Annotated in this window: 19 protein-coding genes and 1 other RNA gene; 13 read left to right on the top strand and 7 right to left on the bottom strand. The window is 54.7% G+C overall.

The features are described 5' to 3' along the window. Positions 1–62 precede the first annotated feature (62 nt). Positions 63–1,304 carry a serine/threonine transporter SstT gene (gene sstT / locus MXM41_RS18090; RefSeq protein ID WP_325933474.1) on the top strand — a complete coding sequence of 414 codons (1,242 nt, stop codon included), beginning with the start codon at positions 63–65 and terminating at the stop codon, positions 1,302–1,304. A gap of 84 nt (positions 1,305–1,388) precedes the next feature. On the opposite strand, the gene MXM41_RS18085 is transcribed toward sstT, so the two are convergent. After that, entirely contained in the window at positions 1,389–2,876 is a 1,488-nt protein-coding gene (locus tag MXM41_RS18085; RefSeq protein WP_325933473.1) for an altronate dehydratase family protein, read from the bottom strand. A gap of 17 nt (positions 2,877–2,893) precedes the next feature. Beyond that, a complete protein-coding gene (uxaC, locus tag MXM41_RS18080; protein WP_325933472.1) occupies positions 2,894–4,306 on the bottom strand; it encodes a glucuronate isomerase in 1,413 nt (470 codons plus the stop codon). Between the two features lie 471 nt (positions 4,307–4,777). Here uxaC and MXM41_RS18075 point away from each other — a divergent pair, with 471 nt between their 5' ends. From MXM41_RS18075 to MXM41_RS18025, 11 genes are all read left to right on the top strand, one after another. Beyond that, on the top strand, positions 4,778–6,076 hold the full coding sequence (locus MXM41_RS18075; protein WP_325933471.1) for an MFS transporter: 1,299 nt from the start codon (positions 4,778–4,780) through the stop codon (positions 6,074–6,076). A gap of 184 nt (positions 6,077–6,260) precedes the next feature. Beyond that, the gene (exuR, locus tag MXM41_RS18070; protein ID WP_325933470.1) at positions 6,261–7,037 is read left to right on the top strand and encodes a transcriptional regulator ExuR; all 777 of its coding nucleotides are present in this window, start codon (positions 6,261–6,263) and stop codon (positions 7,035–7,037) included. Positions 7,038–7,389: 352 nt separating this feature from the next. Continuing rightward, the gene (gene yqjA / locus MXM41_RS18065; RefSeq protein WP_039031697.1) at positions 7,390–8,052 is read left to right on the top strand and encodes a DedA family general envelope maintenance protein YqjA; all 663 of its coding nucleotides are present in this window, start codon (positions 7,390–7,392) and stop codon (positions 8,050–8,052) included. Between the two features lie 4 nt (positions 8,053–8,056). Then, complete coding sequence (gene mzrA, locus MXM41_RS18060; protein WP_325933469.1) at positions 8,057–8,440, top strand: EnvZ/OmpR regulon moderator MzrA; 384 nt, start codon at positions 8,057–8,059, stop codon at positions 8,438–8,440. Positions 8,441–8,595: 155 nt separating this feature from the next. Then, a complete protein-coding gene (locus MXM41_RS18055) occupies positions 8,596–8,964 on the top strand; it encodes a DUF1090 domain-containing protein (RefSeq protein WP_325933468.1) in 369 nt (122 codons plus the stop codon). A gap of 29 nt (positions 8,965–8,993) precedes the next feature. Further along, complete coding sequence (locus tag MXM41_RS18050; protein WP_325933467.1) at positions 8,994–9,299, top strand: YqjD family protein; 306 nt, start codon at positions 8,994–8,996, stop codon at positions 9,297–9,299. Positions 9,300–9,301: 2 nt separating this feature from the next. Next, the gene (locus tag MXM41_RS18045; RefSeq protein ID WP_039031693.1) at positions 9,302–9,700 is read left to right on the top strand and encodes a phage holin family protein; all 399 of its coding nucleotides are present in this window, start codon (positions 9,302–9,304) and stop codon (positions 9,698–9,700) included. Beyond that, positions 9,697–10,011 (top strand): YqjK-like family protein, encoded by a 315-nt coding sequence (locus MXM41_RS18040; RefSeq protein ID WP_325933466.1) that lies wholly within the window; start codon positions 9,697–9,699, stop codon positions 10,009–10,011. The genes MXM41_RS18045 and MXM41_RS18040 overlap by 4 nt, the downstream gene beginning before the upstream one ends. A 224-nt stretch (positions 10,012–10,235) precedes the next feature. Next, positions 10,236–10,628 (top strand): DoxX family protein, encoded by a 393-nt coding sequence (locus tag MXM41_RS18035; RefSeq protein ID WP_032614333.1) that lies wholly within the window; start codon positions 10,236–10,238, stop codon positions 10,626–10,628. 65 nt (positions 10,629–10,693) lie between these two features. Next, positions 10,694–11,680, top strand: a complete 987-nt coding sequence (locus MXM41_RS18030; protein WP_325933465.1) for a glutathione S-transferase family protein — start codon at positions 10,694–10,696, stop codon at positions 11,678–11,680. A 107-nt stretch (positions 11,681–11,787) separates the two neighbouring features. Beyond that, positions 11,788–12,153 carry a DUF805 domain-containing protein gene (locus MXM41_RS18025; protein WP_325933464.1) on the top strand — a complete coding sequence of 122 codons (366 nt, stop codon included), beginning with the start codon at positions 11,788–11,790 and terminating at the stop codon, positions 12,151–12,153. Positions 12,154–12,192: 39 nt separating this feature from the next. On the opposite strand, the gene MXM41_RS18020 is transcribed toward MXM41_RS18025, so the two are convergent. Further along, the gene (locus MXM41_RS18020) at positions 12,193–13,089 is read right to left on the bottom strand and encodes a LysR family transcriptional regulator (RefSeq protein WP_039031688.1); all 897 of its coding nucleotides are present in this window, start codon (positions 13,087–13,089) and stop codon (positions 12,193–12,195) included. A 105-nt stretch (positions 13,090–13,194) separates the two neighbouring features. Here MXM41_RS18020 and MXM41_RS18015 point away from each other — a divergent pair, with 105 nt between their 5' ends. After that, a complete protein-coding gene (locus MXM41_RS18015) occupies positions 13,195–13,896 on the top strand; it encodes a pirin family protein (RefSeq protein ID WP_325933463.1) in 702 nt (233 codons plus the stop codon). 34 nt (positions 13,897–13,930) lie between these two features. Here the strand turns inward: MXM41_RS18015 and MXM41_RS18010 are convergent, their stop codons facing one another. The 4 genes from MXM41_RS18010 to rnpB all read right to left on the bottom strand — a co-directional run bounded on the left by MXM41_RS18010 (position 13,931) and on the right by rnpB (position 17,857). Beyond that, positions 13,931–15,235 carry a serine dehydratase subunit alpha family protein gene (locus tag MXM41_RS18010; protein WP_325933462.1) on the bottom strand — a complete coding sequence of 435 codons (1,305 nt, stop codon included), beginning with the start codon at positions 15,233–15,235 and terminating at the stop codon, positions 13,931–13,933. A 21-nt stretch (positions 15,236–15,256) separates the two neighbouring features. Then, on the bottom strand, positions 15,257–16,588 hold the full coding sequence (locus MXM41_RS18005) for a hypothetical protein (protein WP_325933460.1): 1,332 nt from the start codon (positions 16,586–16,588) through the stop codon (positions 15,257–15,259). 371 nt (positions 16,589–16,959) lie between these two features. After that, positions 16,960–17,115 (bottom strand): hypothetical protein, encoded by a 156-nt coding sequence (locus MXM41_RS18000; RefSeq protein ID WP_325933458.1) that lies wholly within the window; start codon positions 17,113–17,115, stop codon positions 16,960–16,962. A 363-nt stretch (positions 17,116–17,478) separates the two neighbouring features. Further along, an RNA gene (gene rnpB / locus MXM41_RS17995) (RNase P RNA component class A) lies at positions 17,479–17,857 on the bottom strand. Positions 17,858–17,879 lie beyond the last annotated feature (22 nt).

Here is a 17,879-nt window from a genome sequence, read left to right as displayed (position 1 = left end):
CCGGAATATAAGTGCCTCAGAGCATCTCCGGGACGGAACGCAATTTCACTGAAGGAATTATTATGACCATGCAATCTCCTGGTCTGCTCGCGCGCCTGGCGCAGGGCAGTCTTGTTAAACAAATACTGGTAGGCCTTGTGCTGGGTGTTTTACTGGCGCTGGTGTCCAAACCAGCCGCTATAGCCACCGGCCTGCTCGGCACCCTGTTCGTTGGCGCGTTAAAAGCGGTGGCACCGGTACTGGTGCTGATGCTGGTAATGGCGTCTATTGCTAATCACCAGAAAGGACAAAAAACCAACATTCGTCCCATTCTGTTCCTGTATCTGCTGGGTACTTTCTCTGCCGCGCTGACCGCGGTCGTTTTCAGCTTCCTGTTCCCGTCCACGCTGCACCTCACCTCTGCAGCGGGTGATATCACCCCGCCATCCGGCATCGTGGAAGTGCTTCGCGGCCTGCTGTTGAGCATGGTTTCTAACCCGATTGACGCGCTGCTGAACGCTAACTACATCGGCATTCTGGTGTGGGCCGTCGGCCTGGGCTTCGCCCTGCGCCACGGTAACGAGACCACCAAAAATCTGGTTAACGATGTCTCCAACGCCGTGACCTTTATGGTGAAAGTGGTGATCCGCTTTGCGCCAATCGGTATCTTTGGCCTGGTCTCTTCCACCCTGGCAACTACTGGCTTCGAAACCCTGTGGGGCTATGCCCAGCTGCTGATCGTGCTGGTTGGCTGTATGTTGCTGGTCGCGCTGGTGATTAACCCGCTGCTGGTGTTCTGGCAGATCCGCCGTAACCCTTATCCGCTGGTACTGACCTGTCTGCGTGAGAGCGGCGTCTACGCCTTCTTCACCCGCAGCTCTGCGGCCAACATTCCGGTTAACATGGCGCTGGCCGAGAAGCTGAACCTGGATCGTGATACCTATTCCGTCTCCATCCCGCTGGGTGCGACGGTGAACATGGCGGGTGCGGCGATTACCATCACCGTGCTGACCTTAGCGGCCGTGCATACCCTGGGTGTGCCGGTGGATCTGCCGACCGCGCTGCTGCTGAGCGTTGTGGCGGCGCTGTGCGCCTGTGGTGCATCGGGCGTGGCGGGCGGTTCTCTGCTGCTGATCCCGCTGGCCTGTAATATGTTTGGTATCCCGAATGAAGTGGCAATGCAGGTTGTGGCGGTAGGCTTTATCATCGGCGTGCTGCAGGACTCCTGCGAAACCGCGCTGAACTCCTCCACCGACGTGCTGTTTACCGCCGCAGCCTGTCAGGCTGAAGATGCGCGTCTGGCAAAAAACGCGCTTCGAGGTTAACAGCAAAACGGCAACCCGAGGTTGCCGTTTTTAGTGTTTGTACCCTCTCCCGGAGGGAGAGGGTAAGCTTCAGGCCGCACGGTACTACAGCGTCACACCACTCTTGAAGATCGCCAGCTCGCGGAAGTCGTTTTTCTCGTTGCAGGCCTGCTTGCCGTTGGCGATATCCACAATCACATCCACGAATTCCGTTAACAGCTGCGGCATGGCTTTGCCGTGGATCAGCTGACCAGCATCGAAATCAATCCAGTGCTTTTTCTTCGCCGCCAGCTCGCTGTTGGTGGCAATTTTCACCGTTGGCACAAAACCGCCATACGGCGTGCCGCGACCGGTACTGAACAGCACCATATGGCACCCTGCCCCTGCCAGCGCGCTGGTGGCGACGGCATCGTTGCCCGGGGCGCTTAACAGGTTCAGACCCGGCGTGCTCAGCCGCTCGCCGTAACGCAGAACATCCACCACCTGGCTGGCACCCGCTTTCTGGGTACAGCCGAGGGATTTCTCTTCCAGGGTCGTGATGCCACCCGCTTTGTTACCTGGCGATGGGTTCTCGTAAATCGGCTGGTTATGAGCAATAAAGTACTGTTTGAAGTCGTTCACCATGGTGACGGTTTTTTCAAAGGTCGCTTCGTCGCGGCAGTGGCTCATCAGGATCCGCTCCGCGCCGAACATCTCCGGCACTTCGGTCAGCACGGTGGTGCCGCCGTTGCTGATGACGTAATCAGAGAACTGACCCAGCATCGGGTTGGCGGTAATGCCGGACAAGCCGTCCGAGCCGCCGCACTCCAGACCAAACTTCAGCTCGCTCAGCTTGCCTGGCTCACGCTTATCATGGCGCATCGCCTCATACAGCTGATGCAAGTGCTCCAGCCCGGCTTCCACCTCGTCGTCCTGGTGTTGGCAAACCATAAAGTGAACGCGGGAAGGGTCGAAATCCCCCAGCGTTTCGCGGAAAGCATCGACCTGGTTGTTTTCACAGCCGAGGCCAATCACCAGCACCGCTCCGGCGTTCGGGTGACGCACCATGTTTTGCAGCATGGTGCGGGTATTGATGTGGTCGTCACCCAGCTGGGAACAGCCGTAGGTGTGGCTGAACAGGAACACCCCGTCGGTGCCTTCTGCTTCGTTAGTCTCTTTCAGGAAGCGGCTCTGGATCTGACGGGCAATCCCGTTGACGCAGCCGACGGTAGGCAGGATCCACAGTTCATTGCGGATCCCCACCTCACCGCTGGCGCGGCGGTAGATCTGGACATCACGATCCGCCGCCTGGCGACTCTCAGCCTGTAACTCAGGTTGATAGCTGTACTCATCCAGATCGCTAAGATTGGTGCGCGTATTGTGGGAGTGAATGAATTCACCCGCCGCGATATCCGCCAGGGCATGGCCAATAGGCAGACCGTATTTGATCACGTTCTCCCCTTTGGCAATTGGCTGCAGGGCAAATTTGTGCCCGCGCGCCATGGCCTGGCGCAGCGTGACGGTCTGGTTATCAAACGTCACGTCCAGGCCTTCGCTCAGGTCGGCCAGCGCGACCGCTACGTTATCCAGCGAATGGATTTTGATGTATTGCATATCAACCTCAGAAGGCCTTAGTTCAGTTCAATAGCGAAGTAGTCGCGCGCATTGTTAAAGCAAATGTTTCTCACCATTTCGCCCAGCAGCTGGATATCGGCTGGCGCTTCTCCTGCGGTAACCCAGCGGCCAATCATCTGGCACAGAATGCGACGGAAATATTCATGGCGAGTATAGGAAAGGAAGCTGCGGCTGTCGGTCAGCATCCCGACAAAGCGGCTCAGCAGACCGAGCTGCGCCAGCTGCGTCATCTGACGCTCCATGCCGTCTTTCTGATCGTTGAACCACCAGCCGGAACCGAACTGCATCTTGCCCGGCATCCCTTCGCCCTGGAAGTTACCGATCATGGTGCCCAGCACTTCATTATCGCGTGGGTTCAGGCAGTAAAGAATGGTTTTTGGCAACAGATTCTCTTCATTCTGTTTGCTCAGCAGTTTAGACAGCTCTTCCGCCAGCGGACGGTCGTTGATGGAGTCGAAACCAACGTCTGCGCCCAGCAGTTTAAACTGACGCAGATTGTTGTTGCGCAGCGCGCCAATGTGATACTGCTGCACCCAGCCGCGACGGGCATATTCAGCCGCCAGCCAGACCAGTACCGCGGTTTTGAACTGCGCCACTTCGTGCTCGCTCAGGGTTTCACCGGCCAGGCGACGCGCCAGGATGCTGTCCAGTTCGCCTTCGTTCGCGTCGGCAAACAGCACCACGTCCAGCGCGTGGTCAGAGACTTTACAGCCGTGAGCCGCAAAGTGATCCAGACGCTTCGTGAGCGCCGTCTGCAGATCGCTGAAGCGGCGGATTTCGGTATCAGAAACGTCGGCGAGCTTCGCCATGTAGTCGCCAAAGGTCGCCTGTTCGATATTAAAGGCTTTATCCGGGCGCCAGCTTGGCAGCACTTTGACGTCAAAAGAGGTGTCTTTGGCAACGACGGCGTGATGCTCCAGGGAGTCAATCGGATCGTCGGTGGTGCCGACCATCTTCACGTTCATCTGCTTCATGATGCCGCGGGCAGAGAATTTGTCCTGCGCCAGCAGCTCATTGCATTCGTTCCAGATCTCATCCGCCGTGGACGGAGAGAGCAGCTTGCCGGTGATCCCGAACGGGCGGCGCAGCTCAAGGTGGGTCCAGTGGTAGAGCGGGTTACCAATAGTGTGCGGCACGGTTGCTGCCCAGGCGTCGAATTTTTCGCGATCGGACGCGTCGCCGGTACACAGGCGTTCCGCCACGCCGTTGGTGCGCATGGCGCGCCACTTGTAATGGTCGCCTTTCAGCCAGATGTCATACAGGTTTTTAAAACGGTAATTGTCGGCAACCTGCTGCGGCGGAAGGTGGCAATGGTAGTCGAAAATCGGCTGGTCTTTCGCGTAATCATGGTACAGGCGGCGGGCAAATTCAGTATCTAACAGAAAATCTTCAGTCATAAACGGTGTCATGTCGTCATCCTCTTAACGGGCACGTCAGAAAACAGCAATGTTCAGATGCTGCAAAGTTATCACACCAATTTCCAGAGGCCGATGATTTTTTCGTGAGTTAGATCAATAAACGTCGACAAAAAATCTACATCTAAAGGGTTAAATAGCGCTTAACGCCGCGCCAGCTCTGGCCTGACGCAGCCCTGACATTGCCCTTACAATCATTGACACTTTTGTGATGTCACTCACCTTTTAAAGTTGTATGACAAGTTATCGTTCTGCCGTCGCAAATTATAAGCCGACGGAATGCATTACCGGTGCCACAGGCATCGGACTCAGCGGTAAGGATACCGAATTATGCACGTTACTTATGGCAAGGTTCGGGCCGTGCCGGGAGAGTTCCCGGTCACGCCCTCCCGTTGAAAACATCTCACGCAGTACGTAGAGATGACCGTACTCCGGTGCGGCAATAACATAACGATGAGGTTTTACATGCGTAAAATTAAAGGGTTACGTTGGTACATGATTGCACTGGTGACGCTCGGCACCGTGCTGGGCTACCTGACGCGTAACACCATAGCGGCGGCTGCGCCTACGCTGATGGAAGAGCTGCACATCTCCACGCAACAATACTCTTATATTATCGCGGCCTATTCCGCGGCTTACACCATCATGCAGCCGGTAGCAGGCTACGTGCTGGATATTCTGGGCACCAAAGTGGGCTATGCGGTGTTCGCCGTCACCTGGGCGATCTTCTGCGGCGCAACCGCGCTGGCAGGCAGCTGGGGCGGTCTGGCACTGGCGCGTGGCGCGGTAGGTGCTGCGGAAGCCGCCATGATCCCGGCGGGTCTGAAAGCGGCGTCCGAGTGGTTCCCGGCGAAAGAGCGCTCCATCGCGGTGGGCTACTTCAACGTGGGCTCTTCCATCGGCGCGATGATTGCCCCCCCGCTGGTGGTTTGGGCTATCGTGATGCACAGCTGGCAGCTGGCGTTTATTCTCTCCGGCGTGCTGAGCTTCGCCTGGGCGATGTCCTGGCTCATCTTCTATAAACACCCGCGCGACCAGAAAAAACTTTCTACCGAAGAACGCGACTACATCATCAACGGCCAGGAATCCCAGCATCAGACCAATAACGGCAAGAAAATGTCTGTCCTGCAGATCCTGGGTACCCGTCAGTTCTGGGGTATCGCCCTGCCGCGCTTCCTGGCTGAGCCTGCATGGGGTACGTTCAACGCCTGGATCCCGCTGTTCATGTTTAAAGTTTACGGCTTTAACCTGAAAGAGATCGCCATGTTCGCCTGGATGCCAATGCTGTTTGCAGACCTGGGCTGTATCGTCGGGGGCTACCTGCCGCCGCTGTTCCAGCGCTGGTTCGGCGTGAACCTGATTGTCTCCCGTAAGATGGTCGTGACCATGGGCGCCCTGCTGATGATTGGCCCAGGGATGATCGGCCTGTTCACCAGCCCGTATGTTGCTATTGCGCTGTTGTGCGTCGGTGGTTTTGCTCACCAGTCTCTCTCCGGTGCGCTGATTACCCTCTCTTCTGACGTCTTCGGTCGTAATGAAGTGGCGACGGCTAATGGTCTGACCGGGATGGCCGCCTGGACCGCCAGCACCCTGTTCGCTCTGGTGGTCGGTGCGCTGGCTGACACCATCGGCTTTAGCCCGCTGTTCGCGGTACTGGCTATCTTCGACCTGCTGGGCGCAGTGCTTATCTGGACGGTGCTGAAGAGCAAGTCTGCAGAAGAGCTGCAGAAAGAGTCTGTCGGAAGGCCGGCAACGCAGAGTTAGCCTGTGATTTTTGCCCGGCGGCGCTAACGCTTGCACGGGCTTTAAAATCGCCCGGCCGCGCAAGCGAAGCGCCGCCGGACAATGCAAAAGCCGCTCCAGAGCGGCTTTTTTGATAGCGAAATCTGGAGGCAAAGGGGTAAAAGTGGTATAACAAATTAATTGCCGTACCCTGCCTGGAGCACAAATGGAAATCAACGAACCCCGCCGTCTTTATCAGCAACTTGCTGCCGAGCTAAAAACACGCATCGAGCAAGGCGTTTATCTGGTGGGTGATAAATTACCTGCCGAGCGTTTTATCGCTGATGAAAAGAGCGTAAGCCGCACCGTGGTTCGTGAAGCCATCATCATGCTGGAAGTGGAAGGCTATGTTGAAGTGCGCAAAGGTTCCGGCATTCATGTTATCGCCAGCCAGCCAAAACACTCCCCGGCCCCGGATGAAAATCAGGAATTTGCCAACTATGGTCCCTTTGAGCTGCTCCAGGCCCGTCAGCTTATCGAGAGCAATATTGCAGAGTTTGCGGCGACCCAGGTGACCAAGCAGGACATCATGAAGCTGATGGAGATCCAGGACAACGCGCGTAAAGAAAAATGTTTTCGTGACTCCGAGTGGGATCTGCAATTTCACGTTCAGGTGGCCATGGCGACGCAAAATACTGCGCTCGCGGCAATCGTCGAAAAAATGTGGACTCAGCGCGTTCATAACCCGTACTGGAAAAAATTGCACGATCACATCGATTCCCGCACCGTGGATAACTGGTGCGACGATCATGACCAAATTCTTAAGGCCCTGATTCGTAAAGATCCGCATGCGGCAAAACTGGCGATGTGGCAGCATCTCGAAAACACCAAACAGATGCTGTTCAATGAAACCAGTGACGACTTCGAATTTAACGCCGACCGCTATCTTTTTGCAGAAAATCCGGTTGTTCACCTTGATAGCGCGGTCAGTCACGCAAAATAGTTTTCTTCTTACTTCGGCAGGCGCTTCGCTGCGCCTTCCGGCCCCGGTGGGTAAGTAAACATCTATAGTGTCAGCCTTTGTAAATAGCCTCGCGTCCTCTCCCTGGGTTAATACAAAATCTATCTTCGGCATACGCAAATACTGTGACGGATACCATTGGCGTTTGTTACAATTAGATGCAATTTGCCGTTTAGCTTGTTAGTTAGTGCTTGCTTACTTTGCCATTTAACAGGGAACAGTTCTGGCCACACACTGTGTCCGCGAGCGACCATAATGAAATCATAAAAAAATGTCGCCGTGCTGTTTGCCCCGGTTGACAGGTGCGTCGTTAACCGATTTCCAGGAACACTGAATGGAACTTTTGACCCAACTACTTAATGCCTTATGGGCTCAGGATTTCGAAACGCTGGCCAATCCTTCCATGATTGGCATGCTCTATTTTGTCCTGTTTATGATTCTGTTTCTTGAAAACGGTCTGCTGCCTGCTGCTTTCCTGCCTGGCGATAGCCTGCTGGTGCTGGTTGGGGTGCTGTGTGCAAAAGGGGCAATGCAATTTCCGCAGACCGTGCTGCTGCTGACCATTGCCGCCAGCCTCGGCTGCTGGTTGAGCTATATCCAGGGGCGATGGCTTGGCAATACGCGCATCGTGCAAAACTGGCTGTCGCACTTACCGGCGCACTATCATCAACGGGCGCATCATCTGTTCCACAAGCATGGGCTCTCTGCGCTGTTGGTAGGCCGTTTTATCGCCTTTGTCCGTACGTTGCTGCCAACCATCGCCGGTCTTTCTGGCCTCAGCAGCGCGCGTTTTCAGTTCTTTAACTGGATGAGCGGTCTGCTCTGGGTGCTGATCCTCACGACGCTCGGTTATCTGCTCGGCAAGACGCCGGTGTTCCTGAAGTATGAAGATCAGCTGATGTCCTGCCTGATGCTGCTGCCGGTGGTACTGCTGGTGTTCGGGCTGATTGGTTCGCTGGTCGTTCTCTGGAAGAAAAAACATGGAAGTCAGGGCTAACGTAATGGCCAATCCAAACGCATCTCTGCGTCGTCTCTCTTACGTCATGGTCGCGCTGGTTATGTTCAGCGCCCTGCTACTGGCCTGGGCGGCGCTGCAAAAACAGGAATCGACGCTGGCGATCCGCGCCGTCAATCAGGGCGTCAGCATGCCGGATGGTTTCTCCATCTGGCACCATCTGGATGCCAACGGCATACAGTTTAAAAGCATTACCCCGCAGAAAGACGTGCTGCTGATTACCTTTGACTCCAGCGTGCAGAGCGCTGCCGCGAAGAAGGTACTCGACCGCAGCCTGCCGCATGGTTACATCATTGCCCAACAGGATGATGACAATAAAACGGCTGTCTGGCTGACGCGTTTGCGTGATACCTCGCGTCTGTTAGGCTAAATTTCCACTATTCTGAATCTTTTCACTCACTTTGGTGATATCACCGTTTACTTACTATGCTTAAGTACGCGGAGCACCTCTCACTCGTACTCCGCACGACTCTGGAAATCGACATTTCCGCAGGTTATGTCGAAAAACAATGGAAGGTTTCAACAATGAAATACCGCATCGCCCTGGGCCTCGCCCTTTTTTCTTTAAGCACAGCTTCGTTCGCTTTATCGCTTTGTCAGGAGAAGGAACAGGAGATCCAACGCGAGATAAGCTACGCTGAAAAGCATAACAATCAGAGCCGAATCAACGGATTGAATAAAGCCCTGAGCGAAGTCAAAGCTAACTGTTCCGACAGCAAGCTTCGCGCCGATCACCAGCGCGAGATTGCCGAACAGAAAGAAGAGATTGCGGAACGCCGTCGGGATCTGGCGGAGGCAAAGGAGAAAGGCGATGCAGATAAAATTGCTAAGCGTGAGCATAAACTGCAAGAGGCGCAGAACGAACTAAAAGCGCTGGAGTCTCGCGATTACTGATTTAACGGACGTCTCAACAGGAGAGAATCATGTCAAAAGATACCACGTCAGACCATTTACGCGCTGAACTGAAGTCCCTGGCGGATACCCTGGAAGAGGTGCTGAGCTCCTCGGGCAATAAGTCGAAAGATGAGCTGAGCAAACTGCGCCATAAAGCGGAGCAGGCCCTGCATGAGAGCCGCTACCGTCTGGGAGAAACCGGCGACGAGCTGGCGAAACAGACCCGCGAGGCCGCCGCGCGCGCCGATGAGTACGTGCGTGAGAATCCGTGGGCCGGCGTGGGTATCGGCGCTGCGGTTGGCGTTGTCATCGGCATGCTGCTTACGCGACGTTAATTATGGAAGATTCACGTCAACCACAAGGTCCCGCAAAAAACGTTCTCGGTATCGGACAGCGGATTTTGACCACACTGGTCGGCATCGCAGAGACGCGTATCCGGCTGGCGGTGGTTGAACTGGAAGAAGAGAAAGCGAACCTCTTCCAGCTGCTACTGATGCTCGGGTTGACTATGCTCTTCGCCGCCTTTGGCCTGATGAGCCTGATGGTATTGATTATCTGGGCAGTGGATCCGCAGTATCGTCTCAATGTGATGATTGGCACCACCGTGGTGCTGCTGCTTGCCGCCCTGATAGGGGGAATCTGGACGATGCGCAAAGTGCGCCACTCCACCCTGTTACATCATACCCGTAAGGAACTGGCCAACGACCGGTCGTTGCTGGAGGATGACAAAAAGTGAGCAGAAGCCGAGCGGAACGTGAGCGAGAAAAGGCGTTTTTGCTGAGCCAGATCCAGCAGCAACGGCTGGATCTGTCAGCTGGCAGCCGTGCGTGGCTGGAAGCGACGCATAGCTACGACCGCGGATGGAATATGTTCCTCAACCTGCGCGCCTGGGCGCTGGTGGGTAGCAGCATTCTGGCGGTGAAGGCTGTCCGGCATCCGAACAGGCTGATCCGCTGGGCGCGTCGTGGATTTGGTATCTGGAGCGCCTGGAAGCTGGTTAAAACCACCCTTACCCAGCAACAGCTTCGCAAATCCGAAACGCACTGATATTTAGCCTGCTACACCGGTAAAGCGCCTAAGGGCGCTTTACTTTTACCCCCTCTCCTGTCTCCTGTTACTCAATATCTTTGATGAAGATTGACAGTATTCCTTGCTAACAATCGACATTCGCCCCGTTTATGATTCTCTCCATCGACAGCGAGACCGCGGCATCCGCCCGATTTTGCACAATAAAGAGTATTTACAGCCCAAGTGGTTCCCTGGAGAGTAAGATGAAAAAATTAGAAGATGTTGGTGTACTGGTAGCGCGCATTCTGATGCCAATCCTGTTTATTACCGCAGGCTGGGGCAAAATCGGCGGTTACGCGGGTACGCAACAGTATATGGAAGCAATGGGCGTTCCTGGGTTCCTGCTGCCGCTGACCATTTTGCTTGAACTGGGTGGTGGCCTGGCGATTCTGTTCGGTTTCCTGACCCGTACTACCGCGCTGTTTACCGCAGGCTTCACGCTGCTGACCGCATTCCTGTTCCACAGCAACTTTGCGGAAGGGGTGAACTCACTGATGTTCATGAAGAACCTTACCATCGCAGGGGGTTACCTGCTGCTGGCCATCACCGGTCCGGGTGCATACAGCATTGACCGCGTCCTGAATAAGAAGTGGTAAGCACGCTATACTGAATCCAAAAGCGAGGAGATCTCTCCTCGCTTTTGCTATCTAAGGAGGAATAGATGGGACAACTCGTAGACGGCGTCTGGCAGGATACCTGGTATGACACCAAATCAACCGGGGGACGTTTCAAACGTTCTGTTTCGGCCTTCCGTAACTGGCTCACCGCCGACGGCGCGCCTGGCCCAAGCGGCGAAGGCGGCTTTGCGGCAGAGAAAGATCGTTACCACCTCTATGTTTCTCTGGCCTGCCCGTGGGCGCACCGCACGCTGATCGTCCGGGCGCTGAAGGGGCTGGAATCACTCATCCCCGTTTCAGTGGTGCATCCACTGATGCTGGAGAACGGCTGGACCTTCGGTGACGACTTCCCGGCAGCGACCGGCGACACGCTCTATCACCATGATTTTCTTTACCAGCTCTACCTGCGTGCCGATCCGCACTACACCGGCCGCGTCACCGTTCCGGTACTGTGGGACAAAAAAAATCAGACTATCGTCAGCAATGAATCGGCCGAGATCATCCGCATGTTCAACACCGCGTTTGATGCTCACGGCGCACGGGCTGGCGATTATTATCCGCCCGCGCTGCGCGATAAAATTGATGACCTGAATAGCTGGATCTACGACAACGTAAACAATGGCGTCTATAAGGCCGGATTTGCCACCAGCCAGGAAGCCTACGACGAAGCCGTGACCAACGTCTTTGCCTCACTGGAGCGGCTGGAGCAGATCCTCGGCCAGCACCGTTATCTGACCGGCGACCAGCTCACCGAAGCCGATATTCGTCTGTGGACCACGCTGGTGCGCTTTGACCCGGTTTATGTGACCCATTTCAAGTGCGACAAACACCGCATCAGCGATTACCTCAACCTGTACGGTTTCTTGCGCGATATTTATCAGATGCCGGGTATTGCGGAGACGGTCGACTTTGATCACATCCGCAACCACTACTATCGCAGCCATAAAACCATCAACCCGACGGGCATTATTTCCATTGGCCCGTGGCAGGATCTGAACGAACCGCACGGCCGGGACGTCCGCTTCGGCTAAGCCTCAGGGGCGCTTTTCTGGCGCCCTTTACCCTCCTTTTATTCCCGTCTATGCTTTATTTGATCGCTTAGAAAACAAGTGATTAATCGCTACTGAGGCTGCAAAACATGGACTGGTATCTAAAAGTTCTGAGAAATTATGTGGGTTTTAAAGGTCGCGCTCGCCGCAAAGAGTTCTGGATGTTCACCCTGGTGAACTTCATTCTGATTTGCGTGCTGGGGCTGATCGACAAGATGCTGGGCTGGGAGCGAGCTGGCGGCGAAGGCGTTCTCACCACTCTGTATGGCGTGCTGGTGCTTCTGCCGTCCTGGGCGGTGCTGTTTCGCCGGCTGCATGATACCGACCGGTCGGCGTGGTGGCTGCTGCTGGTGCTGATCCCGCTGGTCGGCTGGCTGGTGATATTAATCTTTAACTGCCAGCGCGGCACGGAAGGTGAAAACCGTTTTGGGCCGGATCCGTTGCCGAAAGGCTGAGAAATTGCCCGGCGGCGCTACGCCTGCCGGGCCTGTATTTTACTTCTGGGTGAACAGCTTCTGGATCTCACGCAGACACCAGGATTTGGCTTCGCCCATGCTGTCGCGACGCCACGCCATAATGATATCCACTTCACTGGTGTACTCCGGACTTACGACCCGCAGACGCCCTTCGGCAATATCTTTTTCGACAAACGGATACGGCATGGTGGCCACGCCCAGCCCGGCCAGCAGCGCCTGACGCTTGTCTTCCAGCGTACTGACGGTGAGGCGCGGCTGCTTATCAAGCAGCTGAACGGTTAATACCGGCCGCTCGCGAGCGGTATCGGCCACCGCCACGCCGCGATATTTGACGCGGGTCACTTCAGACAGCGGCTCGGGCTCCTGATGAATCGGGTGATCCGGTGCGGCGACATAAACATTCATCACGGTATAGAGTTTGCGGGAGTTGATCTCGGACGAGGAGCGGAAGTGCATATCCGGCGCGATCACTATATCCGCCCGGCCCTGCTCCAGACGCTCCCACGCCCCGGCGAGCACCTCGGTGATAATGGAAAGCTGGGTATTGGCTTTATCCGCCAGACGCTCCACCAGCGGGTAGAGCGCCGCGGTAGGCACCAGCGCTTCGGTCACCAGAGTCAGATGCGTTTCCCAGCCGCGGGCCAGGGCTTCGGCGTCAGTGGTCAGTTTATCCGCCGCTTCCAGCAACACGCGCCCGCGCTCCAGCAGCATACGCCCGACGTTGGTGAATTTTGTTCGATGACCGGAGCGGTCAAACAGTACCACATCCAGCTCTTCTTCCAGTTTCTGCATGGTGTAGCTCAGGGCAGATGGCACGCGCCCCAGTTCATCTGCTGCTGCCGCAAAGCTGCCGCGTCGATCGATGGCGTCCATTACTCGCAGCGCTTCAAGGGTCAATGCTCTCTCTTTAGCCATGGCGTTCTCATTCAGGAAATTTGAACATACCGGGCAGAATATCTGGCTAACAATGCAGCGTCCATACCTTTACCATTGTTTTAGTGTAAAGAGAGGTCAAGTTTTATGATTACGACAAGAACAGCTAAGCAGTGCGGACAAGCCGATTTCGGTTGGCTGCAGGCCCGCTACACCTTTTCCTTTGGACACTACTTTGACCCGAAACTGCTGGGCTATGCCTCGTTGCGCGTACTGAACCAGGAAGTACTCGCCCCGGGGGCCTCTTTCCAGCCGCGTACCTATCCAAAAGTGGATATCCTGAACCTGATCCTTGAAGGCGAAGCAGAGTACCGCGACAGCGAGGGTAACCATGTCCAGGCGAAAGCCGGTGAAGCATTGCTGATAGCCACTCAGCCTGGCACCAGCTATAGCGAACATAACCTCAGCAAAGATAAGACGCTCACGCGCCTGCAGCTGTGGCTGGATGCCTGCCCGGAGCGGGAAAATCCGCCGCTACAGAAGATCGATCTACTGGATGCTAAACAGCAGCTGCTGGCCTCGCCGGATGGCAGCGCAGGCAGCCTGCAGCTGCGCCAGCAGGTGTGGCTGCATCATATCGAGCTGGACAAAGGGGAGCGTCTGAGTTTTCAGCTGCACGGCCCGCGTGCCTACCTGCAATCTATCCACGGCACGGTACATGCGCAGACGCCAGCAGAAGAGCGCGAAGCATTGACCTGCGGGGATGGGGCGTTTATCCGCGACGAGGCGAATATCACCCTGGTGGCCGATACGCCGCTGCGCGCGCTGTTAATTGATTTACCTGTGTAACAGACGGCCTCTCCTCCAGGGAGAGGCCGTTATTTCAGGATGCCTTCTCTGCCATTATCTCAATGATTTGCCGATCGATCGCCTGCATCGAACGGCATGCGAGCGAGCACAGATTGGCAATGGACTGTTCAACATCGTGCGCCACAATCCCTTCGTCGCCAGTCACAGCACAATCATCAAGCGCCATCATTACGGACTTCCAGGCGCTTGCCACGCTGGTTGACACCTTCATAGCACAGCTGTTGGCTGCACCATCACAGATCATGCCGCTGACGTCGCCAATCATACTGCTTATTGCCATTGAGACGGACTTATAGCCCCCATCCAGCAGCCATGCCATACCTGCTGCCGCGCCCATGGCCGCGGTCGTCGCAGCGCACAACGCCGACAGGCGAGGAAGCTGGTAATGGATATAAATTGCCGACAGGTGCGAAAGCATCAGCGCCCGCGCCAGTCTTTCTTCATCAGCCTGGACATACTCCGCCACCACCAGAACAGGCATTGTTGCAGCGATCCCCTGATTACCCGAGCCGGAATTGCTCATGGCGGGCAGCGTCGCCCCGCCCATCCGGGCATCTGACGCGGCGCTGGTGCGGATGATAATTTCCGATCCTAACCCCTGGTCGATAAAGCCACGCGCCTGCTGTTTATGCAACGTCGCGCCAATATGAAGCCCCCATTTGCCCGTTAATCCCTCGCGGGATAGCGCGTCGTTCAAACGCCCGGCTTCCAGAATAAAACGAATGGCGGGAAACGGCACCTGCTCAACAAATGCCAGAATTTGCGACAGCGACGTGTCCGAAAGCATCTTCAGCGGATCGCTGTCAGAGCATTGCTGTTGCTCATCCAGCATGAAGCGTGTTTCGCCCTGATAGCCGATCTGCACGACCCGCGTATGCCCTCCGGCAATGGTAGCGTTTGCCGATTCCGCTCCGGCATAAACGGTGGCGCGGGAATAGAGGATTTCGTCGCAGGGTTGTTGCAGTTTTACCTGCACTTTTCCCGCCGCCAGTAACGCTTTAGCACGGGTAATCGCCTCGGGCGAAGCATCTTTTAAAACCTCCAGCCCGCCCCGGGGGTTACCCCCAATCGCACCCAGCGCAGCGGCAACAGGTAGCCCAACCATGCCGGTACCCGGCACCGTCACACCCAGTCCATTTTTCATTAAGTTCGGTGAAACCCACGCCTCAATTCGCGTAATTTCTCCGCTTAACTGTTCAGCCGCGATGGCACAGGCCAGCGCCAGCGACACAGGCTCCGTACATCCCAGGGCAGGTTTAACTTCTTCCTGCACCGCGTGAATAAACAGATTCCATAAAGGGTTCATTTGCTCAGACATCGTTACGACCTTTATTGTACTTCAGGAAAACGCGAGGAAAGGAGAAACACAAAGCAACAGGCCGGTGATAATAATAATCACCAGCGACACACCTTTGTATTTATTTAGCGCAGGCACCTTACAGACCAGCCACGCCGGAATTAAACAGCCCACCATGCCGAAAATAGGGCTGCAGATAGAGGTGAAACTGAGCACGGGCGCGTTTAATACAATGGCGCTCCATGCAAGCAGTATGGCAAATACCATAATGCCGCGCTGAACGGTGGATTCATTGATTTTATCCGCCGGCAGTTTACGGCGCAGGATATTCATCACTATGCCTTGCGTTGCTTCACGGAAGCCGAGATAGACGCCAAAGAAAGCCGTCATTACGGCGAAGATATTCAGAATAACGCTGACGATTTTTACCCAACCCGCGCCATCACCGCTAATAAACTGCGCGGCAATTGCCAGGGCGGAAATATTCTGTTCATAGGCTTTGACCGCTTCGTCATGCCCCATCGCCAGGGTAAAAGAGACCGCGTAAAAAAAGACCGTCACAAACAGAATGCCAAACGCGATGTTCATTGCCCGCAGAGCTTTGTATCTTGCCACTTCGATAGATTTTGCGCGGGAACGGTAGGAGATCACCATCGGGCTGAGCGTCTGGATAAACAAAATCGAGGTCAGGGTAAACGGCAGCGTAATAATAGCGTTTTTGATCAGTAAACCCATCGGCGGTAGCGTCCCAACGTTATAGAGGTGCCACATGCCAATCATCGAGATCCCCAGTGCCGCCACCACCAGCAGCTTGGTTAGCACCATCAGGCTTGATACTTTGAACAGCAGTTTTTCACCCCGGGACGAGATCGCCACCAGGATGCAGATCAGTAATAAGCCATAGAGAGGGTTTTCTGACAGCAAGCTGTCCGTTACGCCGAAAGTATGCAGATAAGAGGCACTGTCATTGGTTATTGCCGTGGAATAGACAAACATCCAGATAACCAGCATGACAAAATAGAGTGCGCCTAACAGGATGCCCCAGTTTTTACCCAGATAGCCGCTAATAACGCTCGGGTAATCTTTGCACTCCGGCGATTCCGCCAGCGTATTGATAAACAGACGCTGAAACAGGTACATCGCCGGATAACCAATAATGGAAGAAAGTAAAAAAACCCACAGGCCCATTAATCCAACCTGGACCGGCAAAAAAACGATGCCGGCACCGATGGCCATGCCGATACTCATGATTATCCAACCGGTATCATTACTGTCGAATTTAATCGCTTCTTGCCATTCACTCTCACTCATTCCTGCCCGTCTTGCGGCCGGTGAGTCGTTCACAATCACGCTATTATTTGTCGCCGTATCCATTAGGCACTCGCTTATTTTGTAGGGTAAACAGTTATTTTTTATGGATATCTGCTCATTAGCGATAATGAGCCAGAGAGGTGCAGGCGCTGGTTATTGGTATGGAAATATCATATCCGGGGAGGAAGAGAAAAAAATCACAACGTTAGTGTGGTATTTAGGTAAAAAAAGAAAAAAATACTCTATTTAAAAAATAAACGGAGAAAACCTTCTCATTGTGATGCACTTCAAAGAATAAAAAGCCCGCCACATGCGCGGGTTACTAATGACTGGAACGTCACTGACAGCTTATTCGCTCAGCGCCTGGGCGATTTGCGATCTGACTTCTGCACGCTGTTCCGCCGTCAGGATCTGGCTGACATCGAAGTAATATTTTACGCGGTAGTAACAGGACGTGGTTGTAATGCCAGTTGTTGCATGACAATTTTGCGGGCATCTTCGGGCATTTCAGCGGTTTGTTCAGGGGTGAAGTCTGGGTCTTTCAGGCTTGCCAGAATTTCTGGGATGAGATCATTGTTGTACTGTTTCATAAATCCCTCTACTTAGTATTGAAATAATCATGGCGGTCATTTTACAAGCAATAACCACATATAAAACAAGGATCTTACTTAAGGGAAATTTCAAGCGGTAACATTCGATAAACACCACTCAATCTGGAGTTTTACTCACTGTCGACGATGTTAAAGCTTTTGCTGTAGGACAATTTTTCGACCTGGTGACACAGGTAAAGCCATAAATGTGTGGTGTGAAATGAAGGTTGTAGCGGTTGCACATTTTTAAAATATCCGGAACAGAACAACCGTTGGTGTGCCTCGTCTGTATCACATATTCATCAATGAAGGTCTGAGACATAAAGCAAAAACCCCGCCGAAGCGGGGTTTTTGTTTAAAAGTAGTTGAAGCTGACCGATAAGCCGGGTTCTGTCGTTGGACAGTCATTCATCTAGGCCAGCAATCGCTCACTGGCTCAAGCAGCCTACCCGGGTTCAGTACGGGCCGTACCATGTGAACCCCTATTTGGCCTTGCTCCGGGTGGAGTTTACCGTGCCACGGACTGTTACCAGCCGCGCGGTGCGCTCTTACCGCACCCTTTCACCCTTACCTGATCCCACTTGCGTGGGCCATCGGCGGTTTGCTCTCTGTTGCACTGGTCGTGGGTTTCCCCCCCAGGCGTTACCTGGCACCCTGCCCTATGGAGCCCGGACTTTCCTCCCCTCCGCCCGTCTCCCCCAATGGAGGACGACGACGAAGCGGCGACTGTCTGGTCAGCTTCGGCGCGCAGTATAGAGGGTTTG

The sequence above is a fragment of the Leclercia adecarboxylata genome, from assembly GCF_035787115.1.
GTDB lineage: Bacteria > Pseudomonadota > Gammaproteobacteria > Enterobacterales > Enterobacteriaceae > Enterobacter > Enterobacter adecarboxylatus_E.
The sequence above is the reverse complement of the archived record's forward strand: the minus strand, read 5'-3'. Positions and strand labels throughout refer to the sequence as shown.

Bases quoted from the DNA above. Each gene is read 5' to 3' on its own strand.
- sstT (WP_325933474.1), top strand. From the start codon at position 63: ATGACCATGCAATCTCCTGGTCTGCTCGCGCGCCTGGCGCAGGGCAGT.
- MXM41_RS18085 (WP_325933473.1), bottom strand. From the start codon at position 2,876: ATGCAATACATCAAAATCCATTCGCTGGATAACGTAGCGGTCGCGCTG.
- uxaC (WP_325933472.1), bottom strand. From the start codon at position 4,306: ATGACACCGTTTATGACTGAAGATTTTCTGTTAGATACTGAATTTGCC.
- MXM41_RS18075 (WP_325933471.1), top strand. From the start codon at position 4,778: ATGCGTAAAATTAAAGGGTTACGTTGGTACATGATTGCACTGGTGACG.
- exuR (WP_325933470.1), top strand. From the start codon at position 6,261: ATGGAAATCAACGAACCCCGCCGTCTTTATCAGCAACTTGCTGCCGAG.
- yqjA (WP_039031697.1), top strand. From the start codon at position 7,390: ATGGAACTTTTGACCCAACTACTTAATGCCTTATGGGCTCAGGATTTC.
- mzrA (WP_325933469.1), top strand. From the start codon at position 8,057: ATGGCCAATCCAAACGCATCTCTGCGTCGTCTCTCTTACGTCATGGTC.
- MXM41_RS18055 (WP_325933468.1), top strand. From the start codon at position 8,596: ATGAAATACCGCATCGCCCTGGGCCTCGCCCTTTTTTCTTTAAGCACA.
- MXM41_RS18050 (WP_325933467.1), top strand. From the start codon at position 8,994: ATGTCAAAAGATACCACGTCAGACCATTTACGCGCTGAACTGAAGTCC.
- MXM41_RS18045 (WP_039031693.1), top strand. From the start codon at position 9,302: ATGGAAGATTCACGTCAACCACAAGGTCCCGCAAAAAACGTTCTCGGT.
- MXM41_RS18035 (WP_032614333.1), top strand. From the start codon at position 10,236: ATGAAAAAATTAGAAGATGTTGGTGTACTGGTAGCGCGCATTCTGATG.
- MXM41_RS18030 (WP_325933465.1), top strand. From the start codon at position 10,694: ATGGGACAACTCGTAGACGGCGTCTGGCAGGATACCTGGTATGACACC.
- MXM41_RS18025 (WP_325933464.1), top strand. From the start codon at position 11,788: ATGGACTGGTATCTAAAAGTTCTGAGAAATTATGTGGGTTTTAAAGGT.
- MXM41_RS18020 (WP_039031688.1), bottom strand. From the start codon at position 13,089: ATGGCTAAAGAGAGAGCATTGACCCTTGAAGCGCTGCGAGTAATGGAC.
- MXM41_RS18015 (WP_325933463.1), top strand. From the start codon at position 13,195: ATGATTACGACAAGAACAGCTAAGCAGTGCGGACAAGCCGATTTCGGT.
- MXM41_RS18010 (WP_325933462.1), bottom strand. From the start codon at position 15,235: ATGTCTGAGCAAATGAACCCTTTATGGAATCTGTTTATTCACGCGGTG.
- MXM41_RS18005 (WP_325933460.1), bottom strand. From the start codon at position 16,588: ATGGATACGGCGACAAATAATAGCGTGATTGTGAACGACTCACCGGCC.
- MXM41_RS18000 (WP_325933458.1), bottom strand. From the start codon at position 17,115: ATGAAACAGTACAACAATGATCTCATCCCAGAAATTCTGGCAAGCCTG.